Consider the following 17540-nt stretch of genomic DNA (forward strand, 5'->3'; position numbering starts at 1 on the left):
TCCGCGTCAGGGTTCCTTTAGTATGTTGCGAGACAAAATAGCGAATGCGCTGAAAGCCGCGCAAGAAGACAATAACAAGAGACGTGCCGCCACGTTGCGCCTGATCACCGCCGCTATCATGGACCGGGATATGGCTGCTCGTGAGCAGGGACGCGATGGCTTGAGCGAAGAAGAGCTTATGGACCTGCTGCACACCATGCTGGTACAGCGTGAGCAGGAAGCGACGCACTGTGAAGCGAGCGGCAAGGTTGAGCTTGCTGTACAGGAGCGCGAGGAAGCGGAAATGATCCGTGAGTTCCTGCCTTCTCAGCTGAGCGAGTACGAAATGAAGCTTGTTTGTCAAACAGTTGTCGAATGCGTTGAAGCGCGCGGACTGCGTGACATGGGCCGCTGTATGGCCGAGCTTAAAGAGCGTTATCCGGGCCAGATGGACTTTGCGAAGGCCAGCTGCATGGTCAAGCAAATGCTCCGTGCTCCGCAATAAATCCGTATTTCCGGAGCACTTTTAGGTCGCCGCGTCGTCATGATGCGGCTTTTCTTTTTTCCTGAAGCAAATTCATGCGTTAAGCCAGTGTTCTGGGGGTTTTGCTGGCTTCTCCGGGGGGACATGGTTATAAAATAGCCATGTCAGCTGCTTTCGGGCCAGAACCACACTATGGACTACTATGCGCTTTGATCAGCTCTTCCTTGATGACATTCGCAACCGCGTTTCGCTTACGGACGTGGTGGGGCGACGTGTAACCTGGGATCGACGCAAATCGCAGCCTGGCAAGGGCGACTACTGGGCCTGCTGTCCCTTCCATTCTGAGAAGTCTCCAAGCTTCCACGTGGATGAGCGCCGCAACCGCTATAAGTGTTTTGGTTGTGGTGAAAGTGGAGATCATTTCAAGTTTCTGATGGAGACAGAGGGCCTCAGTTTTCCTGAAGCTGTGGAAGAATTGGCCGGTTTGGCAGGAATCGCCATGCCAGCGCCAGACCCTCAGGCCGCAAAACGTGCTGCTAAACGCAATACACTGACCGATGTCTGTGAGATGGCGGCGCGGTATTATCGCCATATGTTCCAGTCTGTTGAAGGGCGTGCCGCGCAAGAGTATGTGCAGCGGCGTGGTTTGTCGGCAGAGACGCTGAATGAGTTTCAGTTCGGGTTTGCGCCTCCGGGCCGTGATAACCTGAAGAAAGCTCTGATGGCGAAAGACATCAGTGAAGCTGAACTGATTGAGGTTGGCCTGCTGATCAAGCCAGATGATGGCCGTCCATCTTATGACCGTTTCCGAAACCGCCTTATGATTCCGATCCATGATGATCGCGGCAGAGCGGTGGCGTTTGGTGGCCGAACCATGGATCCGGATGGGCAACCGAAGTATCTGAACTCACCGGAAACACCACTCTTCCATAAAGGGACGATGCTGTTCAATGCTCACCGCGCCCGCCAGCCTGCTTATGAAGCCGGGCAGGCGATTGTGGTGGAAGGCTATATGGATGCCATCGCTCTTTGGCAGGCGGGTATGAAAGGCACGGTTGCGAGCCTTGGTACTGCGTTCACCGAAGACCAGATCATGCGGCTCTGGAAGTTTGCCGATGAGCCGGTGATCTGTTTTGACGGCGACGTGGCCGGTATCTCTGCTGCGCATAGAGCTGTCGACCGTATTCTGCCTGTGCTGACCAGTGGCAAGTCCTTCCAGTTTGCGTTCTTGCCAGACGGGCAGGACCCGGATGATGTGATCAACGCTGGTGGCACCTCTGCCATGTATGGCGAGCTGGAGAAGGCGCTGCCCCTTTCTGAGGTTGTCTGGCAGCGTGAGAGCGAGCATGCTCGGATTGATACGCCAGAGCGTAAGGCGGCCCTTGAGAAGGCCGTTGAAGATCTGGTGGGCACCATCAAGGATGAGCGCGTTCAAAAGCGCTACCGGATGGACCTGCGCCTTAAGCTCTCCAACCTGTTTTATGAGGAGAGCCGTCGGAACCGCGGGCAGGGCGGGGGCCGTGATGGTGGCTGGCGTGGCCCGCAAGGTGGCAATGACCGTGCTTCTCTGGCCAAGGTGGAAGCGCCTGATACGCCAGCTTATGGTGTGGAGCGCAGCTTCTGCACCATGTGTCTGATGTATCCTGAACTGTTTGAGCGTCACTTTGAACGCATCTCGCAGTTGACCTACTCCAACGAGCTGCACTCTATGTTCATGGCGGCATTGGTGCGGATTGCGACGGACCTTGCTGAAGGGGCGGTTACTCAGATCTACAACAAGCTGGATGAGCGGTTCTATCAGATCCTGCAGGAAGCCATTGTGAGCTCGAGTGGTGAAGAGGATGGCAGCAAGAGTTCAACGTTGCGGCGCTGGGATGCGCTGACCAATCGCTTGCAAATCCTGAAGAATGATCCGCCGGAAGATTTCGTGGAGATGCTGTTCCTGAACTATGCCGATATGCTTGAGTTGCGCATGTTGGAGTTGGAGCTTGAGCATGAGACGCGGGCCATGGAGCAGGATCTGACCGAAGAAAGCTGGAGCCGTTTTCAGGCTCTGCAGCAGGATCTGTCTCGCCGCCGTGAAGAATGTTTGCGTGATGAACAAGAGCTAGCAGAGCGTGCCGCCAAGATGCGCTCTACGAAAAGTTCCGTTCTTGCATAACGTCTGAAGCGGAATTTCCGGTCAATTTGTTGGTTCACCCTGCGGGATTGGGTGATGACAACTTGAGGTAGATTTGTGATAGAAGAGCTGTTGTTTTTCAAAGTTATCCAGAAAAACTGGCAATGATCTGTCCAAAATCCCCCAGAATCAGATTGACCAAGCCGAATCGCCCTTGCGAATCACAAAAGGCGAGCTACATACACTAAGTCAGACAGCCGATACGAGCGCCCGTTGACCTGAGATGTCACTAGAGCGGCGAAATCATAGTCGGATAATCAGCGCTGTCGATGCCTGGAATGTGCCGGAGACGGCCTAAAACGGTAGGGATGCCGGTGAGCACTCCTGCCCGTATGTGTTTTGGGTTTTCAATTCCGTGAAAACATTTTGATACCAGGGTTAAGTCAGGTTTAAGGGACTTTGCGTTAAACCCCAAAGTCAAATGTGATTCAAATGCTACCTGTGTGGGTTCATGCACGGGGGCGATGGGTTGCGTAACGCAATAGTTCGCTGGCGCACGACCAGCGACTTTGGAGCAGAATATGGCGACGAAGGCGACACAAGCTGAAGATACGCAGGAACCGGCAGGCGCAGAAGGACAAGATGGTCCTCTCTTGGATTTGTCGGTCGCCGCCGTCAAGAAAATGATCAAGACCGCAAAAAAACGCGGTTACATCACTTATGACGAACTGAATGAAGTTCTTCCTCCTGATCAGGTGAGCTCTGAGCAGATTGAAGACACCATGTCGCTTCTTTCTGAAATGGGCATCAACGTTGTTGAGGCGGAAGATGCGGAAGAAGGTAAAGAGGAAGAAGATGCACCGGCTGCTGTAGATGGCGGCGAGCTGGTTGTTGCGTCTTCAACTGCTGTTACCAAGACTTCCACTGCTAAAGAACCAACCGACCGTACCGACGATCCGGTGCGTATGTACCTGCGCGAGATGGGCTCTGTTGAGCTTCTTTCCCGTGAAGGTGAAATTGCGATTGCAAAGCGCATTGAGGCTGGCCGTGAGGCTATGATCTCTGGTCTTTGCGAAAGCCCGCTGACCTTCCAGGCGATTATCATCTGGGGTGAGGAACTGGCCGAAGGCAAAGTTCTGCTGCGTGACATTATTGATCTGGATGCGACTTACTCTGGTCCTGGTGATGCAGGTGGTCCGTCTGATGATGATCTGTCTGAGCAGGAAGAAGCCGGTGAGGGTGAAGTTCCTGAAGCGGTTCGCCAGAAGGAAAAAGAAGAAGCCCGCAAGCGCAAGGAAGAAGAAGCACGCAAAGCCAATGGCGCTGCTGCTCCGGCTCCTGCAGCTGATGGCGCTCAGGGTGAGCAGACCGGCGAAGGTGGCGAATCTACTGACGACGATGACGACGAGTACGAGGCAAACGTTTCTCTTTCCGTGATGGAAGCAGAACTGAAGCCTATGGTCGTTGAGATCTTTGACAAGATCACCGAGGACTACAAGAAGCTGCGTAAGCTTCAGGATCAGCTGGTTGAAAACAAGCTGGCCAACAAAACACTGTCCCCGTCTCAGGAGCGTCGTTACAAGAAGCTCAAAGAAGACATTATTGCTGAAGTTAAGAGCCTGCACCTCAATGCAAACCGTATTGAGACACTGGTTCAGCAGCTGTACTCCATCAACAAAATGCTGATGGGTTATGAGGGCCGCCTGCTGCGTCTTGCAGATAGCAACGGCGTGAACCGCGCTGACTTCATCAAACACTATCAGGGTTCTGAACTGGACCCGAACTGGATCCGTAAAGTTGCAAACCTTTCTGGCCGTGGCTGGAAGAAGTTTGTGACCAACGACGGTGACATGATCCGCGAACTGCGCGGCGAGATTCAGTCCCTTGCGACTGAGACTGGCCTCGAGATCACCGAATTCCGCACACTGGTTTCCATGGTGCAGAAGGGTGAGCGCGAAGCACGTATCGCGAAGAAGGAAATGGTGGAAGCGAACCTTCGTCTCGTTATCTCCATTGCCAAGAAATACACCAACCGTGGCCTGCAGTTCCTGGATCTTATTCAGGAAGGTAACATTGGCCTCATGAAGGCGGTAGACAAGTTCGAATACCGCCGCGGTTACAAGTTCTCAACCTATGCGACCTGGTGGATTCGTCAGGCGATCACCCGATCCATCGCGGATCAGGCACGCACCATCCGTATTCCGGTGCACATGATCGAGACGATCAACAAGATCGTTCGTACCTCTCGTCAGATGCTTCACGAGATTGGCCGTGAGCCAACCCCGGAAGAGCTCTCTGAAAAGCTGCAGATGCCGCTTGAGAAGGTCCGTAAGGTGCTGAAGATCGCTAAGGAGCCGATCTCCCTTGAAACACCGATTGGTGACGAGGAAGACAGCCATCTTGGTGACTTCATCGAGGATAAAAACGCCATCCTGCCGATTGATGCGGCTATTCAGGCGAACCTTCGTGAGACCACGACCCGCGTGCTGGCATCGCTCACACCTCGTGAAGAGCGTGTTCTGCGTATGCGCTTCGGTATCGGCATGAACACCGACCACACTCTGGAAGAGGTTGGTCAGCAGTTCTCCGTTACCCGTGAGCGTATCCGTCAGATTGAAGCGAAAGCCCTGCGCAAGCTGAAACACCCAAGCCGCTCCCGCAAACTGCGGAGCTTCCTGGACAGCTAACCCGCTGCACTGGTTGAGAATTAAGAAGCCAGTCTCTGCAAGGAGGCTGGCTTTTTTGTTGGAGGGTGATTTTATTTACGACTGAAAATCTGCAGAAATTTATTAATGATTGATCCGGCCCTCAATCTTCGATGACGAGACTTCTTGTTCAGTGATCTGTTCTGGAGTTGAAAGCAGAGTTCGCACAGCTGCTGAAGGTCACCATCTGTTGTAAATTTTGTTGTCAGGTGATGTTTTGAGGGGAGTTCTGAAATATGCATTTCGATTACAGAGCGGGCGAGATTTGCTCTGGCTACTTTGCTTTCTGTGTCGACGGTGATGCGTTCACCATCAAGGTTGAACTCATAAAAGTATCCGTTTGAATCGAATAGGGAATACTCATTGTTCGCTATGTCGATGGATTCAACGTCATTTATGACACTCTCCAATGAAGCGTAAAATTCCAGATCACCAGCTTGCTCAATAGAGTTGCTTTCGTTCAACACGAATAGAGTCTGGAGACCTGAAGCTGTTGCTTGCTGAAACGTCAACACTGCCTCCTTACATGTCTCCGAAACTTGAGCAATTAAGTTCTCACCTCCGGCGAACTCCAGATATTCGCAGAATGGATCGTGGAACATGATAAAGCTGAAACTGCGGTCAAACGTAAGTTCAAAACTTGAGCCGGATATTCTGGTGCAGTACTGATTCAGATATAAGTTCAGATCGTCCTTTTTGTTTGAAAAGACAAATACATACTCATCGACAAATGGTTCGTTGCTGGCGGGATCGATTAGCTCAATCCACGAGATATCTATCAGTTTATCTGAGGGCAGTGATGCGATGATACTTAGTAGTGGCCCAATCTCATTATCATCATCACCAACCAGCACATCATCGGAAAGGTAGATTGACGTTAAGCCTAGCTGCGTTAACAGCTCCTTCTTTATCCCTTGCTCAGGTGAGGCGAAGTTGAGAAAGGTACATTCGCCAAATTCTCTAATTTCAAGCATTGAAGTATGTCCTAAAAGTCGTCGTTTCAGACCTTGACTGCTAAAACCATTCTCATTGCGTCGGCTAATGTGTGTGTGCCTTCACACAGAACTTCCAGAGTTAGTTTTTCCCTGTCATATTTTACAAAAATCGGTTTCTCTGGGTTGGAGTAATGCTCCAGAAGCCACTTAATGCTCTCGGGCTCGGGTTCATGAGGGTCGTATGTAACAGTGATACACCATCCTGGATTGTCGAGGGTCTCTATTTTGATGCCTCCGGTATGCTCCCAGTCTCCGTTGCACAGATCTGCATACCAGTCTTCCAAACCGACTATATCCATCTCAAATTGCCTTATTAAATAGTTGTACCTGTTAGAAATACGCAATGAAAACAGAATGGATGGCGGGCTGTTAAAAGTAAAGTTTAGCAGAGGCAGTCATCTTGGTGACCTCATCAAGGAATAAATGCCATCCTGCTGATTAAGGCGGCAATTCAGGCGAATTTTCGTGCAACCACCATTCGTGTTCTGGATCCCGCATCGAGTGCGGGAAGACGGCGGAGAGGTGTGAAGCCGTTTTGCTTGTTCCGCTGCCGTCATGCCGGACGGAGCGAAGTGGAGATCCGGTATCCAGCGGAGAGGTTTGTGTTTGGGGCATTGGGTCCCGCATCGCACGGCGCTTGTGCGGGATGACGAAGGAGGGGAGGTGCTGTTTCGTGTGGTCTGCGGTGCCCTCGCCGTCATGCCGGACGGAGCGGAGTGGAGATCCGGTATCCAGTGCGGGGTGAGAGGTTTGTGTTTGGGGCTCTGGGTCCCGCATCGCGCTGTGCTTGTGCGGGATGACGAAGGAGGGAAGGTACTGCTTCGTGCGGGATGACGGGGAGTGGGGGGTTATCAGCGTATCCTTGGGGCAACACCTTGTCGGCTTGTGCAACTTTTCGTTGACAGGTGGGCGGTTCCATTCCACATTCATATGTGAGGCGTAGAAACCTCTGAAAAGCGGCTACCGCTCCCGTTAACTAGCGGATTTTTTGTGTCTTTTTTCTGAGGGCGCAAACCCTTTGCTATGAGCGGGAGGGCGGTGAATACAACACCTCCTTCGGGGGGGAATAAACTCGCCTGTCTTTTCCAGGTTTCTAACCTCCCGCTCGCCAGTGGGTCGTAGAAAGCTCATCTGTCGTGCGGAACTTCAACAGCCAGAAAAGAAGGCTTTGAATATGGACGACACTGCATGCGCCTGTGGCGCCACAAATACTCTTCAAAATGAAATTGACGAAGTGAACGTTGCCGTTTCTGATCTTCAGAACCTTGTTTACGTTCAGCATCTGGTGCTGAGTGAGCGGATGAAGAACAGCAGCGAGCGTGATGCTTTGATCACCTTGCACTATGCACTCTCTGACCGCCTAGAGGCACTTGATAAGACCTGCGGAATTTTGACTGATGCGTTGTTCGGCACCTTCTCCCCTAGAGAGGCTTCCGGCAGCGCGACACGCAGCGTCTCCTCTCCAACACCGGTCAACACCAATATTGTGTCTCTTGATTAGATCACTGTGATCGGCACTCCAAGGGCTGCGACTAAAGCAGTTTGCCTTCAAACTGAAACAGATAAACTGCTTCAGACTTTGATTTTGCGTATTCTTATCCGAAAACCGGATTCCACTTTTCGGGAATACGCAGAATCCACCCTTGCACAGCCCTTCATGAGTGTCCTGCTGGTCTGCGGCCGGGCGCCTCTTGCCCGCAGGCCAGCGTTTTGGCTTCCCAAGGATGATATTGGCTTTTTGAGTACCCGCGCAGATGTCTTCAAACTGAAGCGTTTCTTCAACTGGGTGTTCCGGTGTTTCTGCCATTCTTGCTCTACGGTGTGCAATGGAGCTGGGATATGGAGCCGGAAGATTTTCGTCGTGAGCTGGATGGGTTGCGGGCTGCTGTGGAGCGGAAGCCGGGGCGGGGATGGGTGATTGTGGCTTCGATTGTCACGACCCTGCTGGTTCTTGTGGTGATTGTCGCGATCATGATGTTTGTGATGATGAGCCGCATGCACAATGTTGGATGGGGCGGTCATGGGCCTGACAGATATTTTGATCAGCCTTTGCGGCAGCCGCCTGCGCCGCCACCGGGGCAGCCATTGCCTCGCTAAACCCTGATGGACGTCCTTTGATTTGAGCACCGGCCGGTGCCTATGACTCTGGCGGATCGCGGCCGGGGTTGTCTCCACATTTGCGGCACATGCTGTCTCTCCTCCAAAGCTTAGGTCATCTTTGGCATTTTGAACGCTGCGATGGCGGCAAGGCTGGAGATGAGTGCCATGACGAGGAAGACGAGGGGGCCGGATGAAGCTGCATTTTCCAATGTGATCAGATCTTCTGCACCGGGGATGGAGAAGCCGGTGAGGCCTGCCAGCAGGCCAGCCAAGGCCGCGCCAATCGCCATGCCAGCGGATTGCAGTGGACCGATGAAGCCAGAGGCTCTGTCGCGCTCATCATCCTGCTCCGCGTAGATGATTGCTTTCTTGAGGAACTGGCTGCTCATGCCAAATCCTGCTCCGGCAAAGATGGAGGAGACGAGGAAGATCCAGAGAGACATGGCGGAAAGAGCCCACATGGTGAGCAGTGAACCTGCGATGATGCTCAGGGTTCCCACACGGATCAGGTAGGTCTGTACGTGCGGTGTCTGAACGCGCGCGACGATCCATGCTGCGGCTGTCCAACTGAAAGCGGTGATGGCCATGGCGTAAGAGGCCTGCGTGACGGTGAGGCCCCAGAGAACCTGTCCCATGGCCGTGCCGTAGACAACGCGGGCGGCGCTGGAGATGGAGAGCAGCAGTGTGACCCACATGCCAAGGCCGATGATGCCGTTGAACTGGAAGGCGCTGCGTGGAATGAAGGGCGCGCTGCTTTTCTTATCCCAACTGACGGCCATGAACAGCAGGGCTACGCCAACGATCAGTGCTAATGAGATGTGTCTGAGGTCGCGCAGTTCGCCCACATAGGCGATCAACAGCACGGCCACTGCGAGCAAGGAGAGGCGCGGGATGATATTCTTTTTGCCTGTGCCTGCAGATGTCTCTGTCTTTTCCCTTGTGGTTGCAGGAATGACGGTGATAGCGAGTATCAGCAGGAGCATGGCGAGCGGCAGGTTTGCATAGAACACAGCGCGCCAGGACCAGCTGTCGGTCAGCATTCCGGCGGTGAGGGGGCCAATACCTGCTGAGACTGCCCAGACACCTGAGAGGAGTGCAAAGACGGAGGAAACGGCGGTTTTGGGGTAAAGGTCTGAAATCAGGGTGTAGCAGAGAGAGACGATCATGCCTTCTCCCAGGCCCTGAAGCATTCTGCCAAGCAGCAGGTGTTCCAGCGAATTGGCTGCGCCTGCAACAAAGGAGCCCGCGAGGAACGACAGTGCGGCGGCGATGAAGAGCGGGCGGGCGCCAACATTGGCTTTCAGGGATCCTGTCACAGTGCCAGCCAGAATGGAGCCGATCTGGAACAAGCTGAGCACCCAGAAGGCGCGCTGCTGGCCGCCAAGATCACGGATAATGTCTGGCATGATGGCGGAGGACAGGAAGTTGTTCATGCTGGCAGAGCCAACGCCGAGGATCATAATGAGGGACGCTAACCAGCGACCATCCATCGTCAGGTTCTTTAAGGGAGATAAAGGAACAGATTGTGTGGGATTGGATATGGTCACGAGTATCACCTATTTAGAAATATATCTCTTTCTTAATTTGCGGGATTTAATAAGTAAAGTATTTTCTTATTAAATGAAGAGGCCTGTTAAGACCGCCAGAAATCGATTCCGCATAAATTGGCCCCGCATAAATTGGCGGATTGTTCCTTTTGTTTCGTGGGCTTAGCCTTTCCTTAGCACGGGGAGGCCCTTTTTTCGGTAAACATCAGGGCAAATCGAGAGGCGTGGTTTGGTGCGGGCATATGGCGGTGTTCTGCACATAGTCATGCTTGTTTTATGACTTGTCAAAACTGCCGGATTTGGGGTGCTGCGCAGCCTGGGAAAGTGGAGGTCGCTTTTCCTGCTGCTGATGAGCGTGGTGTTGCCAAGTGTAGCATGGCGCTTTTCTTCTTGCACCAGTTTGGCTGACAGGAAATGCCGGGCTGGAAAAAGAAAACCCCGCGGGGCGCGGGGTTTTGAAGGTGGTGTTGGAGGCTCGTGTTTATTGCACAAGCTCATATGTTATTGTCACAGATGACGAGAGGGTTTCTTGCCCTGCTGCAATTGGAGGGGCGCTGTCCATTTTTGCAGCTCTCATCGCCATCATTTCCGGATATGGGCTTGGGTTGTATCCAGCTTCGGAAATACTCAGGACTTTGCCGAGTGTGACACCAGCAGCTTTTGCGTAGGTTTCGGCCTTGGTGCGGGCATCCTTCACTGCGCTTTCCCGCGCTTCATCAATGTATTTCTCAGGATTGGTAACACCGAACTGGATCTGGCCCACATCGTTGGAGCCGTTCTGCACCAGCATATCCAGTGTTGTGCCGAGTTTGGTGATGTCTTTCAGATTGATGCGGATGCCATTTTGTACGCGGTATCCAACAATCTCAGGGGCTTTGCGCTCACCGTTGTTGAGACGACGGTTGTCGTAGATCGGGGAGATATCAAAGCCGGTGGTCTGGATGTCTTTTTTGTCAATGCCAGCGTCTTCAACATCCTGAAGGATGGCGCGCATGGTGACTGAGTTTTGCTGAAGTGCAGATTTTGCGTCATCGCCCTGCGTGATGACGCGGGAAACCAGCGTCGCCATATCCGGTGCCACGTTGACGGAGCCCTGTCCAGAGATGGTGATTTTGCCGGTCTGCTCAGCAGCCTTGGCATTTACACCACTGGAAACAACAAGGGCGGCGGCAACAAGACCGGCAACGGCCAGTGCGCTCATGCTTGGAAGACGCAATTTCTTCTGTTTGTTCTGCATTAAAAAACTCCAATGTCAAAGTCGTTTGGGCTGATGCAAGATCAGGGGGCCTGACTGTCATTCTTGATCAGCCGAATATCGAGAAATGCAATTAGAAGTTACAATTGCGGCGGCTCTCGGGCGTGATCATGTCAATTCACGGGTTTGATTTTGATGATCAAGAATAATTGGATCACCCACGTTTCCATCTCCCGACAGCAGGATTGCAATGGGGCGGGAAGACGGGAACTGGGCGCAAATGATGATGGCGAGCACGACAAGTGGCACACACAGCACCATTCCAATTACACCCCATAATGCGCCCCAAAAGCTCAAAGAGATCATAATAACGAGGGGTGAAATGTTAAGTTGTGTGCCCATCAGACGTGGTTCCACCAGATTGCCGAGAATGAACTGAACTGCTCCGAGGCCCAATGTAATGGCGATAAATGGTGTGAGGGTGTCGAAGTAAACCAGTGACAGCAGGCTCGGGAAGATGACTGCGATCAGGGAGCCGATGGTCGGGATGTAGTTGAGCAAGAAGGCGATGAAGCCGAAGAGCGCTGCATAAGGCAGGCCCGCCCAGGATGTGATGGCATAGGTGAGGAAGCCGGTGATGATGCTGACGCCGGTTTTGATGCCCATATAATGACGCATGCGGCGACCGATCTCTCCACGAATGGCAAACGCCAGCTGCACACGATCAGAATCTTCAAAGAGCGCGGCCAGTTTCTTATCGAACGTGGCGGCCTCAAAAATCATGAAGAGCACGTAGATGAAGACCAGTGAGCTGGAACCGGCAAGGCTGGTGAGAACAGAGGCTCCGGTGCTGAGGGCTGCGCTCAGCGAGAAGTTGGGCAGGATATCTGAAAGCTGGAGTGGCTTTTCCATATTCAGCTGATTGGCCAGCTTGAGCAGCAGTTCATCCAGCCGACCCTGATATGTCGGGGCGTCGAAGGCCAGTTGCTGCAGATTGACCGAGACGATGTTGAACAGGATGCCGACGACATAGAAGATCGCGAACAGGGCCAGCAAAATGGTGAGGGGACGCGGCAGGTAGGTGCCGACCACCGGCAGATGTCGCAGGGCGGAGGACATTGAGTTGATGATGTACCAAAGCACCAATGCGATAATCAGGGGGATGATGAGGGAGCGCCCTATGAAGAGTAGCCAGCCAATAACGACAAGGAGAAAGAGGGAGGCGGTGAACTTTATGAGGGGCTGGCGCATCATGCACTCCAAGGGGGCAGGCTGTCGGTGGCGTGTTGAGTTTTCACATATTCTCTTAAAATCAGGTATTTATAAAGCATTGTGATGAATCCTCTGTTGATCTGACGGGGAAAAGACACATCCCCAAGTTTCAACAGGATCTGCCGGACTCCCGGCTTTAAACAATTTACTCCACGGCGGTTGTTGGTGTAGAACCTGTCCTCGGTAAGGGCCTGTAGCTCAACTGGTTAGAGCCGTCCGCTCATAACGGACTGGTTGGGGGTTCAAGTCCCTCCGGGCCTACCACCTCTCCCTATCTTCTTTGTTTCTCTTTAAAACTCGCTGTCGTGGTGCAGGTTGCATCTTGTGGTGGAGTGCATTTTGCCTGCCTGCTGTAATCATCTGGGCGCTATTAGAATTGATAATTATGCCACCATGAATTCATGGGTGATATATTCTATCAATAATCCCTTAAGTGAAATTAGTTCATAGTAATTACTTGGTTCTTACCTTGTTAAAAGAAACTAATACCTCGATATGTCGAGAGATGACACAATAGTAATCCCCTAATATACCAAAGCTACATCGATACAACTGACACTTTCTTTCTCAGAAATTTATCGTGAAGTCCTCGTTAGATTAGGGGTTGCTATGAGACTAACATCTGCTCTCGGGCTTATGCTGGGGTGTGCCCTCAGCGTGGGCTCTTCTCACGCACAACAACTTATTTATCAGCCGACTAATCCAAGCTTTGGCGGATATGCGGCCAACACAACGCACCTGTTTGCAACAGCCAACGCGCAGAAAACGGCGACTGTTGGGGGAAGCAACAAGTATGGGTCCGGTTCCGGCAGCGGGGCGGATGGTTCCGGCAGCAGCCTGGCTGACTTGTTTGTGCGCCAGCTGCAGAACCGCTTGATTTATGCGCTGGCGGATCAGGTTTCCCAGGCGATCTTTGGTGATGATCCAAAGGACAGCGGCACCGTTAGTTTTGGCGACCAGAAAGTTTCATTTGTTCGCGGTTCAGATTCCATTCAACTGCAGATTATTGACGAAAGCACAGGCGCGATTACCGATATTACGGTTCCGGTTCTGCAGACTGATACTCCTATAAATTAATGCCAGGTTATTGATATGATGAAGAAATCCATTGTGGTTGCCATGGCGTTGTCGTTGTCTGCTTGCGGGCCGGTAACACGCATGGCTTTTAGTCCCGGACCTCAACTTGCGACGGTGTCTGTTCAGGCCAGCAAGTTGAAAAAGCTGCCGCCTCCGAAAGAACCCGTCTATGCTGCGGTTTACAGCTATCAGGATCTGACGGGGCAATATAAGCCCTCCGATAAAGTGCAGACCCTGTCTCGTTCTGTGACGCAAGGGGCGGATACCATGCTGGTTCGTGCTTTGCAGGATGCCGGTGATCGCAAGTGGTTCCGTGTGGTTGAGAGGGGCAATCTGGATGCCTTGCTGAAGGAACGTCAGATCGTCACGCAGATCCGTAAGATCTATCTGGGTGAAGACAAGGTGGACCCGAAGGTTCTGCCGCCGCTGCTTTACGCTGGCGTTTTGTTTGAGGGCGGCGTTGTTGGGTATGACAGCAACACCCGCACAGGCGGTGCCGGGGCTCGCTATCTGGGCATTGGTGGCAATGCGGACTACCGACAGGATGATGTGACTGTATCGCTTCGTGCTGTCAGCACGCGGACCGGTGAAGTCATGGCCAACGTGATGGTTCAGAAATCCGTTGTCTCTGTTGGGCTGAAGGGCGGTGCGTTCCGCTACATCGCTTTGGATGAAATTTTAGAAGCTGAAGCTGGGATCACCAAGAATGAGCCTGTGACGCTGGCTGTTCAGCAAGCCATTGAGAAGGCGGTTTATGCCATCGTGATGGAAGGTGCCCGCGTTGGAGCCTGGAGTTTTGAGAACCCGGCGCAAGCCAATGCTTTGTATCAGGAATACACATCGGAGAAGGCACAGGTCACCCAGCGTGTAAAGGTTAAAAAGGCTCGCCCCCCTGCGAATATGGGGCCGTATAGAGGCAGTGTTCCACTGGCACGGTCAAACCTGTGGGCGAATAAGAAATCTTAGGATGTTGCGAAATGTTCAGCAGTTCTAGAACAGCATCCAACTTTTTCCTCCTGCACTCCAACATCTCTAACTTATTGAAAATAAGAGGCTATGAGAATTGGTGGCAAGAGATCTCGGTTACCGTAAAAACGGTAATAGAGGGTGTGCGACCTCGCTAAAACTCACACACCCTCATGTCGCAACGGAGCAAATTTGATTGGTTGCAATCACCTTTGCTCACCCGAACTATTATAGGTGAAGGTTCGAAATTATGAAGCAAATTCTTATTTTGTCATGTTCAGCTTTAGCATTTTCAGTTGCTGCTGCGCATGCGGGAGATGGTAATGCATCTTCCCTGAGCCAGGTCAATTTAGCTGGTGCAGGCAACACGGGCACAATCACCCAGATTGGCGACAGTAACAACGCGATTGTTCAGCAGACCAACACCACTGGTGGTGGAAACACCGCAACTGTTCTGCAGACAGGCAGCAACAACATTGCTGGTAACGATCGCACAGCCAACGCCAACCTCCATGGACAGATGGTTCAACATGGCGCCAGCAACACTCTCTCCGTTAATCAAGATAACAATCAAATGGTGAGAAACGTTACTCAGTCTGGAGACCAGAACACTGCAAGTATCTTGCAGCGAGCAAATGGATCTCCATCTGACCGTACTCCTGATCATCGTGTCTGGAACGTACAGCAGACTGGTCAGGCAGGTGCAGCGGCCTTGCAGAACAGCCTGACGATTGACCAGCGTGGTGACACCAATGTTGTAGCGCGAGTAACTCAGGAAAATGACAATGCGCTTGGCGGTGTGAACACTGCAACAATCCGTCAGCGTGGTAAGCTCAACGGTGCTAACATCAACGATGTACCACCAGATCCAACGGGTACCGGAACTCCTGTTGTTGAAGGACCATCTCATGGTGCGAAGTTGATCCAGGTTGGTTCTGCCAACCATACATCAGCTTATCAGAATGGTTCTCGCAACAACTTCTGGCTTGAGTCCAGAGGTGATAGCAACATGGTTGATCTGGTTCAGGATGCAGGTGCTACTCAGTCCTACACCAAATCTGTCATTGAAGGTGACATGAATGATGCTGGGTACCGCCAGACTGGTGACCTGCAGGATGTTGATGTTAGCGTCAATGGTAGTAACTTCTGGATCCGGACCCGTCAGGCTGGCAACTCTAACACTGTTGATTATGTTGGTGGCGGTACCAACGGTAAAGTTTCCATTCAGCAGAATGGTGCGGGTAATGCATTCTCTGGTTACTCATGGGGTGATCAGCAATACATCGCAGTGAAACAATCCGGTGATAACAATGGTGTTTACATTGATGGATTGAATGGGCCTAACCTCAACAAGTTTTACGTGTTGCAGACGACAAACGACAACGGTGTAACTGTCGGGGTAGTTGATGGTAGTTATAACCGCCTACAGTTCATTCAAAAAGGTGGTGATGGCAATAACATCGACTTTGAAGATGTTTATGGTGACCAGAACAAGATCTTCCTTACTCAGAACGGTACCGGCAATATGATAACCGGTAACGTTGGTAACAGGAATGATACCTCTAAGAGCAACGATAACCACATTCAGGTGGGGCAGATCGGTGATTACAACGTGGCAGGTGTCTCTGTCATGGGAAGTCACAACAGGGCATTGGTTGGTCAGAAAGGGAACAACAACCTTGCTGATGTCATCCAGACTGGTGATAGCAACTCCGCGACCATTAATCAGGGTGCAGCCAATGTGGGTGTTCCAACAATCATGACTGACAACTCGGTTCCATTCCAGACACTGGATGGTTCTTCTACCTGGTAAGTCATAGAGCCCCGGCCTAAGGGCCGGGGTCTTTTCAGTTTTAGTGACTGAATCCAGAAAAAATAGAAAACGCTGTGATGTGATGGAAGTGGCTTAGTCCACTTCCGGAGCATTGTCATGTTGGGTCGATCTGTTGGTTGTCTTGGTTTTTGGAGTGCCCTGTTTATCGGGCTTTCCTGGAGTGCCGCGCAGGAGCTGGCGGTTATTCCTCAGGTGAATGCAACAGGATATGCGCTGGACAATCAGAGTTTTCGATATCTGGAAGAAAAGAGCGCAAAGGTGTTCACCGGCAATATTCCGCAGGTGACGGAGTACGGTGGCAACACCATCAGTCTTCGTGGTCTTGAAGAGAGTTTTGCCAGTTTGATTGTACCAGTGGAGCCTTCGACGATCAGCGGTGTGCCGAACTCACCGGTTGCCGGGCAGGGGCTCATCATCGGAACGGGGAACACGGTGCTTTATGAAGCGCAGGGAACCGGGAATGGTTTTGGTTTCATTCAATACGGGTACGGCAACTCGCTTTCCGGCAGAGTTTATGGCCACGACAACAATGCGCTGGTGGGGCAGTTTGGGAACAACAACCGGGCGTTCTTCAATCAGTTCGGGAATGGAAATTCTCTGAGTATTATGCAGGGGCAATAGCCTTAGGTGGGCTCATCGCTCCGATTTTCGGGTGATGGTTATGTATAGAAATTTCGTAGGAATTATTCTGGCTGCTTTGCTGATGCCGTGTGCTGTGTTTGCAGGTGACGGGAACTCAGCGCTTATCCGGCAGGTGGGTGACAGTCACAAGGTTCAAGTGACACAGAATGCCAATAATACTGAGGCAACCGTTCTGCAGGGCGGTGATACCTTGACTGCAGGCCTTGGGCAGCATGGTTTGAGGGGGACATGGCTTGTTGGCAAGATTTTTGGTGCCTCGAAGGATCAGCTGGATACGGCGGATGACATAGCAGCGCTTGCTGTGCGCAACAGCTTTCTTGCGCCCAATGGCGGCGGTGTTGGGAATGACGCCGCTGTGGTGATCACGGGTGATAACTCAACGGGCAATCTGTTCCAGACGGGTGATGGCAATCAGGGCTCTGTGGAGGTTTCCGGCAACAATTCCAAAGGCACCTTATGGCAGCACGGCAACAACAACGAGGCCGGGCTGGCTGTGACGAGCAACGGAACCAGCGTGCTTTACACTCAGCGCGGAAACGGGCTCAAGACTGCAGATACTGGTGCCGGCAATACGCTGACGGTTCATGCGCCGGGCAACACCGTGATGGTGCATCAGCAGTAGAGG

Annotated in this window: 16 protein-coding genes and 1 tRNA gene; 11 read left to right on the plus strand and 6 right to left on the minus strand. The window is 52.2% G+C overall.

The window, feature by feature from the left end; all coding sequences use genetic code 11:
- Positions 1-22: 22 nt before the first annotated feature.
- The 3 genes from PJE062_RS05160 (at position 23) to rpoD (ending at position 5269) form a co-directional block, all read left to right on the plus strand.
- The gene (locus PJE062_RS05160) at positions 23-484 is read left to right on the plus strand and encodes a GatB/YqeY domain-containing protein (RefSeq protein ID WP_008547492.1); all 462 of its coding nucleotides are present in this window, start codon (positions 23-25) and stop codon (positions 482-484) included.
- 181 nt (positions 485-665) lie between these two features.
- On the plus strand, positions 666-2624 hold the full coding sequence (gene dnaG / locus PJE062_RS05165; RefSeq protein WP_008547443.1) for a DNA primase: 1959 nt from the start codon (positions 666-668) through the stop codon (positions 2622-2624).
- Positions 2625-3163: 539 nt separating this feature from the next.
- Complete coding sequence (rpoD, locus tag PJE062_RS05170) at positions 3164-5269, plus strand: RNA polymerase sigma factor RpoD (RefSeq protein ID WP_008547764.1); 2106 nt, start codon at positions 3164-3166, stop codon at positions 5267-5269.
- Between the two features lie 71 nt (positions 5270-5340).
- On the opposite strand, the gene PJE062_RS05175 is transcribed toward rpoD, so the two are convergent.
- The 3 genes from PJE062_RS05175 to PJE062_RS26685 form a co-directional block, all read right to left on the minus strand.
- Positions 5341-6261, minus strand: a complete 921-nt coding sequence (locus PJE062_RS05175) for a hypothetical protein (RefSeq protein ID WP_037036124.1) — start codon at positions 6259-6261, stop codon at positions 5341-5343.
- Positions 6262-6287: 26 nt separating this feature from the next.
- The gene (locus PJE062_RS05180; protein ID WP_037036126.1) at positions 6288-6581 is read right to left on the minus strand and encodes an Imm53 family immunity protein; all 294 of its coding nucleotides are present in this window, start codon (positions 6579-6581) and stop codon (positions 6288-6290) included.
- A 139-nt stretch (positions 6582-6720) separates the two neighbouring features.
- Positions 6721-7059 carry a hypothetical protein gene (locus PJE062_RS26685; protein WP_008547721.1) on the minus strand — a complete coding sequence of 113 codons (339 nt, stop codon included), beginning with the start codon at positions 7057-7059 and terminating at the stop codon, positions 6721-6723.
- Between the two features lie 397 nt (positions 7060-7456).
- On the opposite strand from PJE062_RS26685, the gene PJE062_RS05190 reads away from it, so the two are divergent.
- Together PJE062_RS05190 and PJE062_RS05195 are read left to right on the plus strand one after the other, a co-directional pair.
- Complete coding sequence (locus PJE062_RS05190) at positions 7457-7783, plus strand: hypothetical protein (RefSeq protein ID WP_008547503.1); 327 nt, start codon at positions 7457-7459, stop codon at positions 7781-7783.
- Between the two features lie 293 nt (positions 7784-8076).
- Positions 8077-8379 (plus strand): hypothetical protein, encoded by a 303-nt coding sequence (locus PJE062_RS05195; protein ID WP_008547372.1) that lies wholly within the window; start codon positions 8077-8079, stop codon positions 8377-8379.
- Positions 8380-8489: 110 nt separating this feature from the next.
- Here PJE062_RS05195 and PJE062_RS05200 read toward each other — a convergent pair whose 3' ends face one another.
- From PJE062_RS05200 to PJE062_RS05210, 3 genes are all read right to left on the minus strand, one after another.
- Positions 8490-9929 carry an MFS transporter gene (locus tag PJE062_RS05200; RefSeq protein ID WP_208982171.1) on the minus strand — a complete coding sequence of 480 codons (1440 nt, stop codon included), beginning with the start codon at positions 9927-9929 and terminating at the stop codon, positions 8490-8492.
- Positions 9930-10410: 481 nt separating this feature from the next.
- The gene (locus PJE062_RS05205) at positions 10411-11166 is read right to left on the minus strand and encodes an SIMPL domain-containing protein (protein WP_008548001.1); all 756 of its coding nucleotides are present in this window, start codon (positions 11164-11166) and stop codon (positions 10411-10413) included.
- A 126-nt stretch (positions 11167-11292) separates the two neighbouring features.
- Positions 11293-12375 carry an AI-2E family transporter gene (locus tag PJE062_RS05210; protein WP_008548016.1) on the minus strand — a complete coding sequence of 361 codons (1083 nt, stop codon included), beginning with the start codon at positions 12373-12375 and terminating at the stop codon, positions 11293-11295.
- Between the two features lie 208 nt (positions 12376-12583).
- Here PJE062_RS05210 and PJE062_RS05220 point away from each other — a divergent pair.
- The 6 genes from PJE062_RS05220 to PJE062_RS05245 all read left to right on the plus strand — a co-directional run bounded on the left by PJE062_RS05220 (position 12584) and on the right by PJE062_RS05245 (position 17537).
- A tRNA-Ile gene (locus PJE062_RS05220) sits at positions 12584-12660 on the plus strand.
- A 345-nt stretch (positions 12661-13005) separates the two neighbouring features.
- A complete protein-coding gene (locus PJE062_RS05225) occupies positions 13006-13473 on the plus strand; it encodes a curli assembly protein CsgF (RefSeq protein WP_208608798.1) in 468 nt (155 codons plus the stop codon).
- 15 nt (positions 13474-13488) lie between these two features.
- Entirely contained in the window at positions 13489-14439 is a 951-nt protein-coding gene (locus tag PJE062_RS05230) for a CsgG/HfaB family protein (RefSeq protein ID WP_008547629.1), read from the plus strand.
- A 250-nt stretch (positions 14440-14689) separates the two neighbouring features.
- The gene (locus PJE062_RS05235; protein WP_008548068.1) at positions 14690-16252 is read left to right on the plus strand and encodes a curlin; all 1563 of its coding nucleotides are present in this window, start codon (positions 14690-14692) and stop codon (positions 16250-16252) included.
- Positions 16253-16369: 117 nt separating this feature from the next.
- Positions 16370-16894, plus strand: coding sequence for a curlin repeat-containing protein (locus PJE062_RS05240; protein ID WP_008547788.1), 525 nt, complete (start codon positions 16370-16372; stop codon positions 16892-16894).
- A 40-nt stretch (positions 16895-16934) separates the two neighbouring features.
- Entirely contained in the window at positions 16935-17537 is a 603-nt protein-coding gene (locus PJE062_RS05245; RefSeq protein ID WP_008547973.1) for a hypothetical protein, read from the plus strand.
- Positions 17538-17540: the final 3 nt, after the last annotated feature.

Origin of the sequence: Pseudovibrio sp. JE062, assembly GCF_000156235.1 — a bacterium.
Lineage (GTDB): Bacteria > Pseudomonadota > Alphaproteobacteria > Rhizobiales > Stappiaceae > Pseudovibrio.